This is a genomic window from Amycolatopsis nivea (assembly GCF_004522235.1).
Classification (GTDB): Bacteria; Actinomycetota; Actinomycetes; order Mycobacteriales; family Pseudonocardiaceae; genus Amycolatopsis; species Amycolatopsis nivea.
The window spans coordinates 36792-52275 of record NZ_SDLT01000019.1 but is presented as its reverse complement, the minus strand read 5'-3'; the positions used below and the strand labels follow the sequence as shown (position 1 = coordinate 52275).

Annotated in this window: 16 protein-coding genes; 9 read left to right on the top strand and 7 right to left on the bottom strand. The window is 69.2% G+C overall.

Annotated features, from left to right (window positions below; translation table 11 throughout):
* The first annotated feature begins 569 nt into the window (after positions 1-569).
* Both EIZ44_RS22515 and EIZ44_RS22510 read left to right on the top strand, forming a co-directional pair.
* Complete coding sequence (locus EIZ44_RS22515; protein ID WP_037813069.1) at positions 570-1811, top strand: MFS transporter; 1242 nt, start codon at positions 570-572, stop codon at positions 1809-1811.
* Positions 1812-1832: 21 nt separating this feature from the next.
* On the top strand, positions 1833-2030 hold the full coding sequence (locus EIZ44_RS22510; RefSeq protein WP_037813453.1) for an MbtH family protein: 198 nt from the start codon (positions 1833-1835) through the stop codon (positions 2028-2030).
* Positions 2031-2241: 211 nt separating this feature from the next.
* On the opposite strand, the gene EIZ44_RS22505 is transcribed toward EIZ44_RS22510, so the two are convergent.
* Positions 2242-3312: a S1 family peptidase gene (locus EIZ44_RS22505; protein WP_037813067.1), complete on the bottom strand. Its 1071-nt coding sequence runs from the start codon at positions 3310-3312 to the stop codon at positions 2242-2244.
* Between the two features lie 443 nt (positions 3313-3755).
* Between EIZ44_RS22505 and EIZ44_RS22500 the strand changes: the two genes are divergently transcribed.
* Together EIZ44_RS22500 and EIZ44_RS22495 are read left to right on the top strand one after the other, a co-directional pair.
* Entirely contained in the window at positions 3756-4451 is a 696-nt protein-coding gene (locus tag EIZ44_RS22500) for a S1 family peptidase (RefSeq protein ID WP_037813451.1), read from the top strand.
* A gap of 38 nt (positions 4452-4489) precedes the next feature.
* Positions 4490-5026 (top strand): snapalysin family zinc-dependent metalloprotease, encoded by a 537-nt coding sequence (locus EIZ44_RS22495; protein ID WP_037813066.1) that lies wholly within the window; start codon positions 4490-4492, stop codon positions 5024-5026.
* A gap of 140 nt (positions 5027-5166) precedes the next feature.
* Here EIZ44_RS22495 and EIZ44_RS22490 read toward each other — a convergent pair whose 3' ends face one another.
* The 6 genes from EIZ44_RS22490 to EIZ44_RS22465 form a co-directional block, all read right to left on the bottom strand.
* Positions 5167-6561 (bottom strand): family 2B encapsulin nanocompartment shell protein, encoded by a 1395-nt coding sequence (locus EIZ44_RS22490; RefSeq protein ID WP_037813064.1) that lies wholly within the window; start codon positions 6559-6561, stop codon positions 5167-5169.
* Positions 6562-6566: 5 nt separating this feature from the next.
* The gene (locus EIZ44_RS22485) at positions 6567-7982 is read right to left on the bottom strand and encodes a family 2B encapsulin nanocompartment shell protein (RefSeq protein WP_037813062.1); all 1416 of its coding nucleotides are present in this window, start codon (positions 7980-7982) and stop codon (positions 6567-6569) included.
* A gap of 49 nt (positions 7983-8031) precedes the next feature.
* Positions 8032-9129, bottom strand: a complete 1098-nt coding sequence (locus EIZ44_RS22480; RefSeq protein WP_051728961.1) for a family 2 encapsulin nanocompartment cargo protein terpene cyclase — start codon at positions 9127-9129, stop codon at positions 8032-8034.
* Positions 9130-9139: 10 nt separating this feature from the next.
* A complete protein-coding gene (locus tag EIZ44_RS22475; protein ID WP_037813061.1) occupies positions 9140-9991 on the bottom strand; it encodes a geranyl diphosphate 2-C-methyltransferase in 852 nt (283 codons plus the stop codon).
* Positions 9992-10381: 390 nt separating this feature from the next.
* Positions 10382-10711 (bottom strand): DMT family transporter, encoded by a 330-nt coding sequence (locus EIZ44_RS22470; RefSeq protein ID WP_308196555.1) that lies wholly within the window; start codon positions 10709-10711, stop codon positions 10382-10384.
* A complete protein-coding gene (locus EIZ44_RS22465; protein ID WP_134731008.1) occupies positions 10708-11541 on the bottom strand; it encodes an aldo/keto reductase in 834 nt (277 codons plus the stop codon). Before EIZ44_RS22465 ends, EIZ44_RS22470 begins: the two co-directional genes overlap by 4 nt.
* A gap of 41 nt (positions 11542-11582) precedes the next feature.
* On the opposite strand from EIZ44_RS22465, the gene EIZ44_RS22460 reads away from it, so the two are divergent.
* From EIZ44_RS22460 to EIZ44_RS22440, 5 genes are all read left to right on the top strand, one after another.
* The gene (locus tag EIZ44_RS22460; RefSeq protein WP_134731006.1) at positions 11583-12203 is read left to right on the top strand and encodes a TetR/AcrR family transcriptional regulator; all 621 of its coding nucleotides are present in this window, start codon (positions 11583-11585) and stop codon (positions 12201-12203) included.
* 182 nt (positions 12204-12385) lie between these two features.
* The gene (locus tag EIZ44_RS22455; protein ID WP_134731004.1) at positions 12386-12769 is read left to right on the top strand and encodes a hypothetical protein; all 384 of its coding nucleotides are present in this window, start codon (positions 12386-12388) and stop codon (positions 12767-12769) included.
* A 47-nt stretch (positions 12770-12816) separates the two neighbouring features.
* On the top strand, positions 12817-13041 hold the full coding sequence (locus EIZ44_RS22450) for a hypothetical protein (RefSeq protein ID WP_134731002.1): 225 nt from the start codon (positions 12817-12819) through the stop codon (positions 13039-13041).
* Between the two features lie 14 nt (positions 13042-13055).
* The gene (locus EIZ44_RS22445) at positions 13056-13385 is read left to right on the top strand and encodes a hypothetical protein (protein WP_134731000.1); all 330 of its coding nucleotides are present in this window, start codon (positions 13056-13058) and stop codon (positions 13383-13385) included.
* 123 nt (positions 13386-13508) lie between these two features.
* On the top strand, positions 13509-15323 hold the full coding sequence (locus EIZ44_RS22440) for a non-ribosomal peptide synthetase (RefSeq protein WP_134730998.1): 1815 nt from the start codon (positions 13509-13511) through the stop codon (positions 15321-15323).
* The last annotated feature ends 161 nt before the right edge of the window (positions 15324-15484 follow it).

Below are 15484 nucleotides of genomic sequence, written 5' to 3'. Positions count from 1 at the left end.
GGGTGTGGTGCGCGCTGATCGGCGGGACATGAGCGGCCTTGCCCACGAGGGCAGTTGCCGCGCCAGTTCCGCGGGTGCGGTGCGGGCTGTTGCGGCGGATTGCCGGGTCTTGCGGCATGGGCGGCTCTCCGGAGGAGGGCCGCTGCCAGGCCGGTCCCGCGGGCGTTTTGCTGACTGTCGCGGCAGGTCGCCGGGGCAGTGTGGGGTGAGCGGGTGTCCGGGCAGGGGACGTCGCTGCGCGGATTCCGCGGGATGGTGCGCGGCGTCCGGTTCGGTGGGTGTCTTGCGGGCCATTGCGGCGGATTGCCGGGGGTGGTGGGTCGTGAGCGGGTCTGCAGGCAGGCACCCTTGCCGAGCCGGTTCCGTGGGTGTGGTGCGCGCTAATCGCCGGGGCACGAGCGGGCTTGTCCCCGAGGACTGTTGCGAGGCTCGGTCTGCCGTGCCCGCTGATTGTCGGAGGGCCGAGGGATGAGCCGGATAGCCGGGCAAGACGGCTGGCCGCGGCGGGAGTCCTCCGTTGCAGGGGGCGCGAGTGCGGTTCGTCTCCTGGGAGCTTCGGGAGGCGGAGCATGAGCGGGATCGCGGGCAATCGCGACTATCGGCTTCTCTGGACCGGCCAGGTCGTCTCCGAGGCCGGGTTCAGCACGACCACCATCGCATTTCCGCTGCTGGTGCTCGCGCTCACCGGGTCGGCGGCGCAGTCGGGGCTGGTGCTCGGGGCGGTCGCGATCAGTCAGCTGGTGGCCGGGTTGCCTGCGGGGGCGTTGGTGGATCGGTGGCCTCGCAAGCGGATCATGCTCGGGTGCGAAGCGGCGCAGGCGGTCGCGGCGGGCGGGCTGGTGCTCGCGTTGTACTGGGGCGTCGCTGAGGTCTGGATGCTTGTCGCGGTGGCCGTCGTGATGGGGTTGAGCCGGGCGTTGTTCGAGCCGGCGGAGGAAGCCAGTTTGCCGCGGCTGGTGGTGGAGGAGCAGGTTCCTTCGGCGGTCGCGATGAACGCTGCGCGGACTAGTGCTGGGCAGTTGTCCGGGACTGCGCTTGGCGGGTTTCTCTTCGCGGTGGGGCGGGCGGTGCCGTTTCTCTTCGACGTGGTCGCGCATGTCTTTGCGTTTGTGTCGTTGTTGTTCGTGCGGTTGCCTCGGGGACCCGAGCGGGCTGAGGACGCTCCGGCCAGGCATCTGGGGCGAGAGATCGTCGAGGGGCTTCGGTGGGTGTGGACTCGGCCGCCGTTGCGGGCGACGGTGTTGTGCGTGGTCAGTTTGAATCTGTTCTTTTCCGCTTATTATTTGGTAATTATTGTGCTGGCCAATGAGCGGGGGGTGCCGTCGGGGGAGATTGGCGTGATGGCGGCGATGTTGGGGGCTGGGGGGATCCTCGGGTCGTTGGCCGCGCCTTATCTGCATCGGTGGGTTAGTGCTTACGGGTTGGTCATCGGGGTGTTTTGGGCGTTGACCGTGCTGACGCCGCTTGCTGTGTTCGTCCATAATGGATATGTGATGGGGGCGTTGTTCGCGGCTGTTGCGTTTTTGCCTCCTGCGGCTAATACTGCTATTGCTACTTATCAGTTGCTGTCCACTCCGGACGGGTTGCGCGGGCGGCTCGGGGGAGTTCTCGGGGTGACTGGCGGGTTGGCTGCTGCTGCCGGGCCTGCGTTGGGCGGGTGGTTGGTGGAGGCGTTGCCTGCGGTGGCTGCGGTGTTGACTTGTACTGGGTCTATTGCGGTGGTCACTTTGGTGACGACGTTCAGCCGGACTTTGCGCGGGTTGCCTGCTGCGCCTCGGGTTCGTGAGCTTGAAGAGTCTTCTGGTCAGTGAATGTCAGGAAAGGACGATGTGATGGATGACGAGGGTGTGTTTCAGGTTTTGGTTAACGACGAGGAGCAGTATTCGTTGTGGCCTGCGGACAAGGAGGTTCCGGCTGGGTGGCGGGGGGATGGGATGAGGGGGAGCCGGGAGGAGTGCATGCGGCATGTGGACGAGGTGTGGACGGATATGCGGCCTCGTTCGCTTCGGGAGAGGATGGCGGCTGAGTAATCTCGGGCGGCTCGTCGCCTGGCGGCGACATTGCGTCCTCGGTGGGGCCCACCACCCCTCAGCCTGAGTGTGTTTTTGGCTGTGTATCGGGGTTGCGGGGCTGTGGGTGCCTTGATTCGTTGGGTGCATCGGTGCGGGTATGTGAGGGGAACCCTGAGGGAATCAGATTCCTTCAGGGTTCCCCTCACGTACGTGAAACTGGGCGGTAGCCTTACGGCAGAACCAATCCGTAGGCGCTCAGTGCTGCGGGGACTGGCTGGAAGAAGGTTTCTCCGCCGGAGTTGCAGTCTCCGCTGCCGCCTGAGGTGAGGCCCAGTGCGGTGGCTCCGTCGAACAGCGAGCCGCCGCTGTCGCCGGGTTCTGCGCAGACTGTCGTGTCGATCAGGCCGCTCACGCTGCCTTCCTGGTAGTTCACCGTGGCATCGAGCGCCGTGACCTGGCCGTCGTGTACGCCGGTGGTCGAGCCGCTTCGGGTTACGGTTTCGCCTACGGTCGCGTCGCCTGCTGCGGTGATTTGCTGGCCGGTGTTCACGGCGCTGGGGGCGTCCACGCCGGCGTCGTAGGTGGCGTACGAGTAGTCGGTGCCGGGGAAGTTCGCGGCGGACGTGGTGGCGATGTGCTGCGAGTTGCCCTGGTCGGCCCACCAGTCGTTGGTGGCCACGCCGCAGTGTCCGGCGGTCAGGATGGCGGCCTGGCCGCTCGAGGTGTGCACGTTGAAGCCGAGCGAGCAGCGCAGGCCCTGGCCCCAGATCGCGTCCCCGCCGCTGATCAGCGGGCGCAGGGTGCCCTTCGTCTGCGCGAAACGGGCCTTGTCGCCGAAGCGGTGGACGGCGTTGGTCACCTGGGAGAGCTTGGCTCCGGTGACCGTCGAATCGGCGGTGACGAGCACCTGTCCGGTCCGCGGGTCGACACGCCACGCGGTTCCGGGGACGCTCGCTGTGCGGGCCAATTCCGCGGTGACGGCTTTCAGTTGGGACGCACGGTATTTCACGAACTTCGGCGTCGCGCCCGCCGCGCGGACCTGGTCGGCGGCGGCCTGGTCGGTGACGGTGACTGTCAGCCGCGAACTGGCCTGGTCGTAGAACGAGCCGACGGTGCGGTCGCCGAGCGATTTCACGAGGCTGGCGGACATGGCGGTCGCGGCTCTCGCGTTCAGCGGGGCCGCCGAGGGCTGGGCGGTCGCGACGCCCGAGGCGGCGAAAACTGATCCAGCGGCCAGAACCGCCGCGGCGAAGGCGATACCGCCGCGTCCGCCGTGTCTTTGACTGAGTGCTGGGATCATGCACATCTCCGTTTCTTGCGAATAGGACGATGGCGCACTGCGGTCAGCGAATGCGTGCGCAATTCGCAGTTTAGGGACGCTTGGCAATCTCTTATACCCACGAAAGTCGCGAATCCCGTTCGGCTTTGCTGGTCAGTGAGTCGCGGCGTCCGCTCAACGGAACTTGCCGCATCCGAACCATTAGCGGCTCGTTGAACAGCGCGGACACCGAACCGGAACAGCTTATTCCGCGTTCGGTTCATGCCGGTAATCGAGGTTCGTGCCGCCGCGCACGGTTCGAGGTCCGGTCGTATCCCTCCTTTCGACGGTGTTCGGACTCCGGCGGCCCTGGGACTCTGTGGTTTCCGTCGCGGGCCCGGCGCCCGCGAAGTCGTCCCCGGCCGTATCCCGGCCGAACTCCACTCCCGCGATCGGCGGGATTGGCTGCTATGGAAGGGAAAGCGATGCGGAAAATTTTGCTGACGATGATGGGCGCGGCCGCCCTCTTGTTCGGAGTGGCCGCACCGGCGGCCGCGGCGCAGCCAGCCATCATCGGAGGCAGCGACGCCACCGAAACCTACTCGTTCATGGTGTCCCTGGACAACGGCTGCGGCGGAAGCCTCGTCGCGCCCCAGTGGATCATCACCGCGCACCACTGCGGCCAGGCCTCGCAGGCGCGGATCGGTTCCACCGACATCAACTCCGGCGAAGTCGGCCAGATCGACAACGTGATCACCAATCCGGGCACCGATCTCACGATGATGCACCTGAGCCAGCCCGCCCAGTCCGCACCGGTCGCGATGGCGCAGAGCAACCCGTCGCCGGGCACGGGCGCGCGGCTGCTCGGCTGGGGCTGCACGAGCTGGCCCAACTGCCAGACGCCGCAAACCCTGCAGCAGATCGACCTTCAGGTCCTCGACAGCAGCGCCTGCGCCGAAGGCGGCGGCGGTTCGGGCGACGTCTGCATCTCCGGCGACTACTCGCATTCGGCCTGCCACGGCGATTCGGGCGGCCCGGCGATCGTCGGCACGACCGGGAACTGGACGCTGGTAGGCGAAACCCACGGCCCTGGCGACAACGGCGGCGAATGCGCCACCAGCACCCTCTACACCGGCATCGCCCAGTACATGTCGTGGATACAGCAGCAGATCGGAAGCTGACCCCTGTCCAGTAAACCCTTGTGCGGAGAGGAAAAACCATGACCCTGCACCGCTTTGGCCGGCTGGCCGCCGGCGCGGCCGCCGCCTTGGTGCTGCCGCTGACCGGAGCCGGCACGGCGTCGGCCGCGCCGCTGGACGCGGTCGAACTGTACTACGACGCCAGCGGCCTGCCCGACTACCAGGCCGAGGCCACCCAGGCCGCGGCGAACTGGAACAACTCCGTGCACAACGTGCACCTCAACAGCGGCGGCGCCGCGACCATCATCATGCACGAAACCACCGGCGGCGGTTCCTACACCCAGACCGACGGCCACGGCAACGGCGACATCTACATCGACACGCAGCAGGTCGCCGAGGGCAACGACCCGACCAGGATCATCGCCCACGAAATCGGCCACAACCTCGGCCTGCCCGACCACTACGAGGGCCCCTGCTCGGAACTGATGTCCGGCCACGGCCCGGGGATCACGTGCAAGAACGCGATGCCCGACGCCCAGGAGTCGGCCCAGGTGGACGCGAACTTCGCGAACGGCTTCGCGACGGTTCGGTTGCCGGACAAGCACATTTACCGCTGACCCGGCGCGCGTTTGCGGCGGCTCAGGCGACGAGCACGGATCACCGTCACGCCCGAGTCCGCTTGCCAGATAAGCACATTTACCGCTGACACACCGATGCTCGCCGGAAGCACCCCGCTTCCGGCGAGCATCGGCACACCTCAGCCGCGCGCCACCTCCACGTCGTCGAGAATCCCCAGCGCGTCCGGCACCAGAACCGCGACGGAGTGATACGCACTGACCAAATAGGACGACACCGCGCGGTCGTTGATGCCCATGAACCGCACATTCAACCCCGGCCGGTATTCGTCGGCGAGATTTTTCGGCCGCAATCCGATGACGCCCGCGTCGTCTTCCCCGGTGCGCATTGCGAGCACCGACGTGGTGCCTGCCTCGGTGACCGGGATTTTGTCGCACGGCAGGATCGGGACCCCGCGCCACGCGGTGACGCGTTTTCCGTCCACCACGACCGGCTCCGGGTAAATGCCCGCCCTCGTGCATTCGCGCCCGATCGCCGCGATCGCCCGCGGATGTGCGAGGAACAAGCGCGTTTTGCGGCGCCGGCAGAGCAGTTCGTCCAGATCGCCCGGCGTCGGCGGACCGGTGCGCGTGGTGATCCGGGATTTGAGATCGGCATTGTGCAGCAGGCCGAAATCCGGGTTGTTGACCAGTTCGTGTTCCTGCCGTTCCCGCAGCGCCTCGACGGTGAGCCGCAATTGCTGCTCGAACTGGTTCATCGGGTCGTTGTACAGATCGGTGACGCGGTTGTGCACCCGCAGGACCGTCTGCGCCACCGCGAGGTCGTACTCGCGCGGCGAGGGCTCGTAGTCGACGTACGTCCCGGCCAGAACCGGTTCGCCGTCGTGACCCGCGGACAGGTCGATGTTCGCCTCGCCCTTGCGGTTCTGCGGTTTCCGCGGCTGGGACACGGCCTGCGCGACGTGCGCGCGCAGGGAGTCGAGCCTGCCGTTGAGCCGGGCGTACGAGCCGGCGGGCAGCGCCAGCGCGACCACCCTCGTGGCGGCGCGGGCGGTGAACCCCCAGGTGGCGTCGTCCCCGGAGAGGAGTTCGCCGCCGAAGTGGTCGCCGTCGGTCGCGGTGCCGAGGTGGGTTTCCGCGCCGTACTGCCCCTCGCCGTGCCGGGTGACCTTGCCGTGCACGACGAGGACGAGCTGGTCCAGCGGCTGCCCGGCGGTGACGAGCGTGCTGCCCGCCTCGTATTCGCGCTGTTCGAACGCGTCGGCCAGCGCGCCGAGAGCGGTTTCGTCGGCGAAGCCGCGCAGCAGCTCGATCTCGGTGAGCTCGAGCGGGACGACCTGCACCTGCGCGCCGGTCTGGAAGAAACTCACCTTGCCGTCGCCGACGGTGCAGGTGAGCCGCCGGTTGACCCGGTAGCTGCCGCCGGGCACCTCGACCCACGGCAGCTGCGACAGCAGCCACCGCGTGGTGATCGAGCGCATCTGCGGCAGCGACTTGGTGGTCGTGGCGAGGGTGCGGGCCGCCTTGACGCCGAGGGAGAGCTGCTCCTGTCGGTCCGTTTGTTCCGTGACGGGCACCGCGCTCAGCCCTCCCGGCCGATTTCGGCGGCTTCCAGCACGGCGAGCGCGTCGGGCACGAGGACGGCGGCGGAATAGTAGGCCGAGACCAGGTAGGACAGGATGGCCTGCTCGTTGATGCCCATGAACCGCACGTTGAGGCCCGGCTGGTACTCGTCGGGCAGCCCGGTCTGGTGCAGCCCGACGACGCCCTGGGACTGTTCGCCGGTCCGCATCAGCAGCACCGAGCTGGTGCGGGTCTCGGTGACCGGGATCTTGTTGCACGGCAGGATCGGCACGCCGCGCCACGCGGGCACCTGGTGGCCGCCTAGGTCGACCGAACCGGGGTAGATCCCGGCCTTGCTGCATTCCCGCCCGAACGCGGCGATCGTCTTCGGGTGCGCGAGGAAGAACCCCGGGTCCTTCCACACCAGCGACAGCAGCTCGTCGAAATCGTCCGGCGTCGGCGGGCCGGTGCGGGTGGGCACGCGCTGGTCGAAGTCGGCGTTGTTCAGCAGGCCGAAATCGGGGTTGTTGACGAGTTCGTGCTCCTGCCGCTCCCGCAGCGCCTCGACGGTGAGCCGCAACTGCTGCTCGGTCTGGTTCATCGGTTCGCTGTAGAGGTCGGCGACCCGGCTGTGGACCCGCAGCACGGTCTGCGCCACGCTCAGCTCGTACTCGCGCGGGGAGGTGTCGTAGTCGACGAACGTCCCCGGCAGCTGCGGTTCGCCGTCGTGGCCGGCGGCGAGGGCGATCTCGGCCTCGCCGTGTTCGTTGCGGGCTGTGCCGCCGCCCGCGACGAAGGCGTCGAGGTGCGCGCGCAGCGGGTCCGAGCGGTTCAGCACGCCTTCGAATTCCTGACGCGACAACGTCAGCACGGTCGCGGAGGTGACCGCCTTCGCCGTGTACTCCCAGATCCCGTCCGAGGTGGTGAGCACGTTCTCGCCGAAGTAGTCGCCGTCCACGAGCGTGCCCAGCACGGTCTGGTCGCCGTAGGCGCCGACGCCCGCCTTCGTGATCTTGCCGTGCGCGACGAGGAACACCTGGTCGGCGCGGCTGCCGAATTCGGCCAGCACGTCGCCCGGCTGGTATTCGCGCTGCTCGAACCGGCCGGCGAGCTCGGCCAGCGCCTCCTCGTCCTCGAATCCGCGCAGCGGCGCGAGCTCCCCGAGCTCCGGCGGGATGACCCGGACCTCGGAGCCGCTGGTCACGAACGTGACCCGGCCGTCGCCGACGGTGTAGGACAGCCGCCGGTTGACGCGGTACGTGCCCGCGGACACCTCGACCCACGGCAGCACCTTCAGCAGCCACCGCGTGCTGATGCCCTGCATCTGCGGCACGGACTTCGTCGTCGTGGCCAGCTGCCGCGCCGCCGCGCGGCCTAGGCTCAAGGGTTCCTGGTCCTCCACGTCCGCGGAGTCGACCGGGTCGGTGACAGTCACAGCGAAACCACCTTGTCTGGGTTGCGAAGCCTGGGATCAGGGATGCGGGTCAGGATCGGTAGCGAGGATTCGTGGCGTGCCATTCGAAGCCGCCGCCCATCCAGTCCCGGACGCCGGCGAGGAAGCGCTGCAGTTCCGGCGACGGGACCGAGAGCAGGGCACGGTGCCCCTCCTCGAACTCGCGCACCATCCGGTTGTGCAGCGCGACCGTGGTCTCGACCGCCTCGGAGACCGAACAGCCCCGGTCGGCGGCGATCTGCAGCACCATGTTGCAGACCGGGTTCTCGTCGGCCGCGTCCTTGGCCACCGAATGGAGGTCGTTGACCAGGACCGTCGCGGTGCCCGCGCGCATCATCGCCTCCCGCACGCGCGGGTCGTAGTAGAACGGCGCGGGCAGTTCGTACCCGCCGACCGCGTCGACGAGCGTCATCGACGTGTAGAAGCTGTCGTGCTGGCGGGCCGCCAGGTACTCCCAGGCCGGCGGATAGCGGCCGGTGTGGCGCCACGCGGCGTAGGCGTCCCAGCTGACGAACATCGCGAAGGTCGAGTAGCAGACCCGCTGGACCAGCACCGGCGAACCGTGCCTGCCGAGATGGTCGACCGCGGAGCGGAACCCGACCCGGATCGGATCGGCCCGCAGCGCCTCCTCCAGCGGCTCGGAGAACTCGCCCGCGGGCGCGACCGGGTCCATCGCGGCCATGACGAGCGCCAGCCGCGGCGGGAGCTCGGTCGGCGAGGCGCCGAGGGAGCTGTCGTCGGCGTAGTAGTCGTCGGCCGCCCACCACACCGCGTTGAGCTGCGCGGCGATCAGCAGCCGGTCGGGGTCGGAGGTATCCGGGTGGGCGAGCATCACCAGCCTGCCGAACGTGGCCTGCGCGATCTGGTCCAGCCCCTCGCCCTCGAACCCGCAGTCCCGCGCCCACGCGACGAGCCGCCGGTCCACCTCCTCGGCGAGCGGCTCGTCGACCCGGCGCACGACCGGGCAGTACAGCGGCGACGCGCTGCCGTCGCCCCATTCCCGCTCCGCGTAGGCCGGATCGGTCCCGCGCGGCGGCGCGAACTGGGCCGCGATCCGCGCCGCCGAGGTCCCCAGCCCGGCCGGGCCAGCCAGCGCGGGGTGGGGCCGGACCGCTGCGATTCCGGACATGTCGGCCCGCTCAGACGCGGTCGGCGGCGATGAGCAGGTAGTGGAAGCTGCCCTCGCGGTAGGCGGTCAGGAACGGCCCCTCGATGCCGGTCGCGACGGACGACTGCTCGCGCAGCTCCCAATACGGGATGGTCGCCTCGGTCAGGTCCACGACGTTGATCGGGACGAACCCGTTGGCGGCGAGCGCTTTGAAATAGTCGCCGCGCGCGTGGATATTGCAGATGTAATGCTGGTCGATCTGGCTCACCGCGCGCGAACGCCCGCCGGTCAGGTCGTTGTAGCACCCGGTGATGGTCACGAATCGCCCGCCGGGCGCGAGCTGGCGCGCGTGTTCGGCGAACAGCTCGTGCAGATCGACGTACATCGTGCTTTCGTTGTTCCAGATCCCGGCGAAATCGCCGCTTTCGAATCCGGTGTCGAGCATGTTCCGGAGATGGAATCGCACCGAATCGTCGATTTCCCGCAGCCGGGCCTGTTCATTGGCGAAATCGACCTGCTGCTCGGAAATGGAGATGCCGTCCACCCGGCAGCCGAACCGCTGGTGCGCCTGCACGCTCGTGCCGCCGCGTCCGCAGCCGGCGTCGAGCAACCGGGCGGTGGGATCGATGTCTCCCAGGTGCTGCAACAGAAACTGCGACTGCGCGGTCTCCAGCCGGTGCATCTCGGCGATGATCGCCTTGTCCCGTTTTTCCCCGCGTCCGTCCAGGACGGACGGATCGTAGTCGCCGATGCCGTAGTGGTGGTGGTAAAGCCCGTCGACGTCGCCGAGGCGCAGGTTGACCGGATCCTTTTCGGCGTTCCAGTAGTCGGCGACCGACTGCTGATACGCGGTGCGGGCAACCGGACGGGCAACAGACGTCATCATGTACTCCCTTTTGGACCGCAATTTCCGGCCGTCACGCGGCGAACTGTGCCGGCGCGCTTCGTCTCGGCGCGAGGCGCTCGGCTTTTCTCCCTCTGCGTCCGAGGCTAGCGAGGATTCTTTTCCCCGGACAAGACGATTCGCGGGAATTCACTCGCGGGCTGGCGGGAGCGGTCCGGCGTGCCTCTTCTGGCCTAGGAAACCGCTCCTGCGGGGTGTTCGCACGCCGGTCGCCGGGCCTCGTTCGATGCCGCCGCGGACACGGGCGGATGACGGATGGCGACAGCCTGTGGACGATGCCGGCAGACGGGTGACGCCCGATGGGCCTAAGCGGTTCCGGGCCGCGGAACTCCGGGGCCGGGCCGGTCGTGTGCGGGACCGGCCCGGCTGTCACGCGGTCCGGGAGGTCAACTGGAGCAGGACGACCCCGCCGACGATCAGGGCGAGCGCGAGGATCCGCGCCGCGCTGACCGGTTCGCGGAGCCAGAAAATGCCGACGACCGCGGTGCCGACCGCGCCGATCCCGACGAACACCGCGTACGCCGTCCCGACCGGGACCGTCTTCATGCCGACGTTCAGCACGTACAGCACGAGGACGGTGAGCACCCCGCAGACGAGCGTCGGGACGAGTTTGGTGAAGCCGTCGGTCAGGCGGATGCTGTGCGCCCAGGCGATTTCGAGCAGCCCGGCCGCGAAAACGGCGATCCAGCCCATCGTCATGCCTCGTCGAGCGCGGCGCGGACAGCGGACGGCAGGGCGAGTTCCTGCGCGGCGACGAGGTCGGCGAGGTGGGCGGGGTCGCTCGTGCCAGGGATGACGGCGACGTTGGGCGCGAGGTCCAGGAGCCAGGCGAGGGCGAGCGTCGCCGCCGAAACGCCGAGCTGCCGGGCGGTCTTGGCCACCGGCGAGCCCTCTCCGGCCAATGCTCCGTTCCCGAGCGGACGGAACGCCAGATACGGGATCCCGGCGGCCGTGGTCGCGTCGAGGACGTCCCGGCCGCCGGCGTGTCCGACGTGGTACTCGTTCTCGACGGACGCGATCGGCGTGACCGCGTGCGCCTGGTCCAGCAAATCGAGGGTGACGTTCGAGACGCCGACGTGTCCGAGCAGTCCTTCGTCGCGCAGTTCGGCGAGCGCCCCGACGGTGTCCGCCCACGGGACGGTGCTGTCGGGCATGAACCTGGCGTGCACCAACGGAAGCCGTTCGACGCCCAGTTGCGCGAGGTTGTCCCGGACGGCCGCTTTGACCGCTTCCGGCGCGGCGTCGGCGACGAACCCGCCGTCCGGACTGCGGCGCGCGCCGACCTTGGTGGCGATGAGCAGGTCCTCCGGATAGGGCCGCAGCGCCTCGGCGAGCAGGCGGTTCGCGACTTCGGGCCCGTAGTAGCCGGACGTGTCGATCAGCCGGATCCCCGCGTCGACGGCAGCGCGGACGGCGGCCTTGGCGCGCTCGGGATCGGCCGGTTCGCCCATGGCTTTCGGCCCCGCGAGCTGCATGGTCCCGTAGCCGATCCGGCGCACGGTGCGGCCGGCGAGCGTGAACGAGTGCATGAAGCTGCCCCCAATCAGTTATGTGGACACTGTGTCCACTTATGACTGTACTCGATCCGGACACGCTGTCCAGATACAGTGACGGGGTGAACAGCAAGCCAGTGACCGAACGGGCGGACGCCGCGGCGAACCGGCAGCGGATCCTCGCCGCGGCCGAGGAGCTGTTCGCCACGAGAGGCCCGGACATCACGATGGGCGACCTGGCCGCGGCGGCCGGAGTCGGACGCGGGACGCTCTACCGGCGCTACGACAGCGTCGCCGCGGTGGCGGTCGCGTTGCTCGATGAGCACGAGCGGCGACTGCAGGAAGCGATGCTGTCCGGACCGCCGCCGCTCGGACCGGGCGCCGCGCCGCGGGAACGACTGGTGGCGTTTTACGACGCGATGATCGATTTGCTGGAGCGGCATTTGCCGCTGGCACTGGGCGCGGAGACCGGCGCGCGGCGGTATCAGACCGGGGCGTACGGGTTCTGGCGGGTTTTCGTGGCGGCGCAGGTTCGCGAGGCCGGGTTGAAGGACGAGGCGCTGCCGGACGTGCTGCTGGCTCCGCTGGCGCCCGATCTGTACCAGAATCAACGGCACGAGCGCGGAATGTCGGTAGCGGCGGTGAAGAAGGCGGTGCGTCGGCTGGCTTGTGTGCTGCCGGAGGGGCCCGTGTCATGAGTTCCGTGAAGGACTCCTTGAGGGAACCAGATTCCCTCAAGGAGTCCTTCACGGACCGCGAACCCCGCATCGGCCGGGTCGCTTCGGTCTGGGTGGCCACGTCTCTGGCGGGCTGTTCGTGCCCGCCGGGAAGATGACGGCTGAGCGGGCCGAAACCGGCGGAAGCGGAGTAAATTCGCCGGATGAACGGTGGCTCACCGATGCGGATCAGCTGGATCGCCCTCACCGTGGTCAGCGCGGGGATCCTCGCGTTCGGGATCGTGGTCGCCATCGCGCCGCCCGCCGGGGACGCGCTGCTCTACCGCACCGACGCGCTCGCCACCGCCGGGCTCGGGTTGTTCGGCGGCCTGATCGCGATGTTCCCGTTCCGCGCCGGAGAACGGTGGGCGTGGTTCGCGTTGTGGTTTTACCCGGTGTTCTGGCTGGCGCATCTGGTGTTCCGGCTGCCGCCGGGGACGGACCACGTGCACCAGGTGGTCTTCGTGGTGCTATCGCTGGCGGGATTGCTCCTGCCGGCGCGGTCGTTCTTCCGGGCTCCGGCCGAGGGGCAGCACGCGCGCCGGTAATCCGCGATCGGCGTACGGCGGCGGGTCCGCCGTGTCATCATTCCCGCGTGTCCACGAGAAAGCCCGCTGCGGCAAGGGATTCCGGCCCGGGAAAAGCTGCGGCGAGCGGTCGGGTCGTCGCTCTGCGTGCCGGGTGGTGCTGGCTCGCGGTGGTGGTGCTCGGCGCGGGGGCTGCGGTGGGGTTCGTCAGCTCGAGCTCGGTGGCGGCCGCGGCGGGCTTGCTTTTCGGGGTTCTGCTCGCCGCGCTCGCGACGTCGGCGGTTTCCTGCTGACCGGCTTCTACCTCGTGTCCGTCGGGGTGACGGCGGTCGGTTACGTCGCGGCGACCGGCGATCGATACCGCGCGATCGCGGTGTCCTCCGAATGCCATCGCGTCAAGGGCGGCACTGCCTGCACCGCGCGGGTCGACCGGCCGGACGGCACGCTGCTGGTCGATGACCTGTCGGTGAAGTCGCGGATGAAGACCGGCGAGAAGGTCGACGTCGTCGAGGACCGGGCGGGCATCGTCGCGCCGCATCGGGCGGACGTGCTCGACCCGGACGCGTTGCCGGTCGACCTGGCGCTGCTGGCGGCGTCGGCGGCGCTGCTGGCCGGATTGTTCGGCTGGAGCGCGTGACTCGGGGTCCGGCGGCCGCTGAAACGCTGACCCTGCGGGGATTTCTGCGCGTTCGTCTCTGGCCCGCGCGCCGGCTGCTGGTCATGCTCCAGTCGGAACCGTTCGACGCGGGAGGACGCCTTCATGACCCTGCAGCCTGAACGCGGCGCGGACGTGCCGCTGCCCGACCTGTGCGTGCACGAGCTGTTCGCCCGGCACGCCGCAGCGGCACCGGAGGCCGCGGCCGTGGTGTACGGCGACGAGCGGCTCGGCTACGGCGAGCTGGACCGGTGCGCCAACCGGTTCGCGCATCTGTTGCGAGCGCGGGGAATCCGTCCGGAGACGCCGGTCGCGCTGTGCCTGGAGCGCGGGACGACGCTGCTGGTCGCGATGCTCGGCATCCTCAAGGCGGGCGGCTATTACGTCCCGCTTGACCCGGGCTATCCGCCTGAGCGGCTCGCGTTCATGCTCGGCGACTCCGGCGCGACGGTCGCGGTGACCGAACGGGCGCTCGCGGACCGCGTCCAGGCCGCGCCGACAGTCGTCCTCGCTGACGAAGCGGACCTCAGCGGCTGGCCGGACACTACGCCGGACGCGAATGTCGTGCCGGACAACCTGATCTACCAGATGTACACCTCCGGCTCCACCGGTCTGCCGAAGGGCGTCCAGGTGACCCACCGCGGGGTCGTCCGGCTGGTGCACGGCTCCGGGTTCGCCGATTTCGGTGCGGGAGAAGTGTTCCTGCTGCTCACGTCGTTGTGCTTCGACGTCTCGACGTTCGAGCTATGGGGCGCGCTCGCCACCGGCGCGACGCTGGCGGTGCTGCCGCCGGGCGTGCCGACCGCGGCGTCGATCGAGGAGGCGGTGTGCCGGTTCGGGGTCACCACGGTGTGGCTCAGCTCCGGCCTGTTCGGGCACGTGGTGGACGACCGGGTCACCGCATTGGCCGGGGTGCGGCACGTCATCGCCGGCGGCGACGTCGTGCCGCCGGTGCAGGCGCGGCGGGTGATCGAAGAACTCGGGGCCGAGATGAGCAACGGCTATGGGCCGACCGAGTGCACGACTTTCGCTTGCGCGCACCGCGGGATGACGGTCGCCGACACCGCCGGGCCGATTCCCATCGGCAAGCCGATCGCGAACACGCACGCGTACGTCACCGATCCCGACGGCGTGCCGGTCGAGCCCGGTACGCGTGGCGAGTTGCTGCTTGGCGGCCCCGGGGTCGCGCGCGGCTATTTCCGTCGCCCCGCGCTGACGGCGGAACGGTTCGTGCCCGACCCGGCTGGCGGCGGTGGACGGCTTTACCGCACGGGCGACGAGGTCGCGCTCCGGCCGGACGGGACGTTCGCCTTCTTCGGACGGCTGGACCAGCAGGCCAAGATCCGGGGTTTCCGGGTGGAACCAGGCGAGGTGGAAGCGGCGCTGACGGCACATCCGCTGGTGCGGTCGGCCGTGGTGGTGCCGCACGAACGCGACGGCGACCGAGTCCTGGCAGCGCACGTGGTGGCCTCGCGCCCCGCGGCGGCCGAGCTGCGGGAGTTCCTGCTCGCCCGGTTGCCCGCGCATTTGGTGCCGTCGTTGTGGTCCTGGCTCGACGAGCTGCCGATCACGCCCAACGGCAAGGTGGACCGCGCGGCGTTGCCGGAGCCGTCTGCGCCGGTGACGGAGTTCGTCGCGCCGCGCACGCCAGTCGAGGAAGCCGTCGCGGAGGTGTGGCGGGAGCTGCTGGACCTCGAACGGGTCGGCGTGCACGACGATTTCTTCGCCGATTTGGGCGGGCATTCGCTGCTGGCGACGCGGGTGGTCGCGTTGCTGGGGGAGCGGTTCCCGGTGGAGTTGCCGGTGCGCACGGTGTTCGAGGCGTCGACGGTGGAGCTGTTGGCGGCTGAGGTGCATCAGGCGGTGGCGGAGTATGTGGCGGCTCTGTCCGATGTGGAGGTTCAGCGCGCGCTGGGGTGAGCTCGGTCATGGCTCCTGGAGATGAGGACCGGGCTGATGCTCTTGATTTCCTCGAGGAGGTGTGTCGCGCCGCGCCGCGCCGCACCTCCTCGTCCTTGCTGTGCGTGAGCGCATTTCGGCGGCCGCGTCGCGATCGCGGGGAGTTGACTTCCAAAACCTCG

Coding starts and splice junctions, on each gene's coding strand:
- EIZ44_RS22515 (WP_037813069.1), top strand. CDS start 570: ATGAGCGGGATCGCGGGCAATCGCGACTATCGGCTTCTCTGGACCGGC.
- EIZ44_RS22510 (WP_037813453.1), top strand. CDS start 1,833: ATGGATGACGAGGGTGTGTTTCAGGTTTTGGTTAACGACGAGGAGCAG.
- EIZ44_RS22505 (WP_037813067.1), bottom strand. CDS start 3,312: ATGATCCCAGCACTCAGTCAAAGACACGGCGGACGCGGCGGTATCGCC.
- EIZ44_RS22500 (WP_037813451.1), top strand. CDS start 3,756: ATGCGGAAAATTTTGCTGACGATGATGGGCGCGGCCGCCCTCTTGTTC.
- EIZ44_RS22495 (WP_037813066.1), top strand. CDS start 4,490: ATGACCCTGCACCGCTTTGGCCGGCTGGCCGCCGGCGCGGCCGCCGCC.
- EIZ44_RS22480 (WP_051728961.1), bottom strand. CDS start 9,129: ATGTCCGGAATCGCAGCGGTCCGGCCCCACCCCGCGCTGGCTGGCCCG.
- EIZ44_RS22475 (WP_037813061.1), bottom strand. CDS start 9,991: ATGACGTCTGTTGCCCGTCCGGTTGCCCGCACCGCGTATCAGCAGTCG.
- EIZ44_RS22470 (WP_308196555.1), bottom strand. CDS start 10,711: ATGACGATGGGCTGGATCGCCGTTTTCGCGGCCGGGCTGCTCGAAATC.
- EIZ44_RS22465 (WP_134731008.1), bottom strand. CDS start 11,541: ATGCACTCGTTCACGCTCGCCGGCCGCACCGTGCGCCGGATCGGCTAC.
- EIZ44_RS22460 (WP_134731006.1), top strand. CDS start 11,583: ATGACTGTACTCGATCCGGACACGCTGTCCAGATACAGTGACGGGGTG.
- EIZ44_RS22455 (WP_134731004.1), top strand. CDS start 12,386: ATGAACGGTGGCTCACCGATGCGGATCAGCTGGATCGCCCTCACCGTG.
- EIZ44_RS22440 (WP_134730998.1), top strand. CDS start 13,509: ATGACCCTGCAGCCTGAACGCGGCGCGGACGTGCCGCTGCCCGACCTG.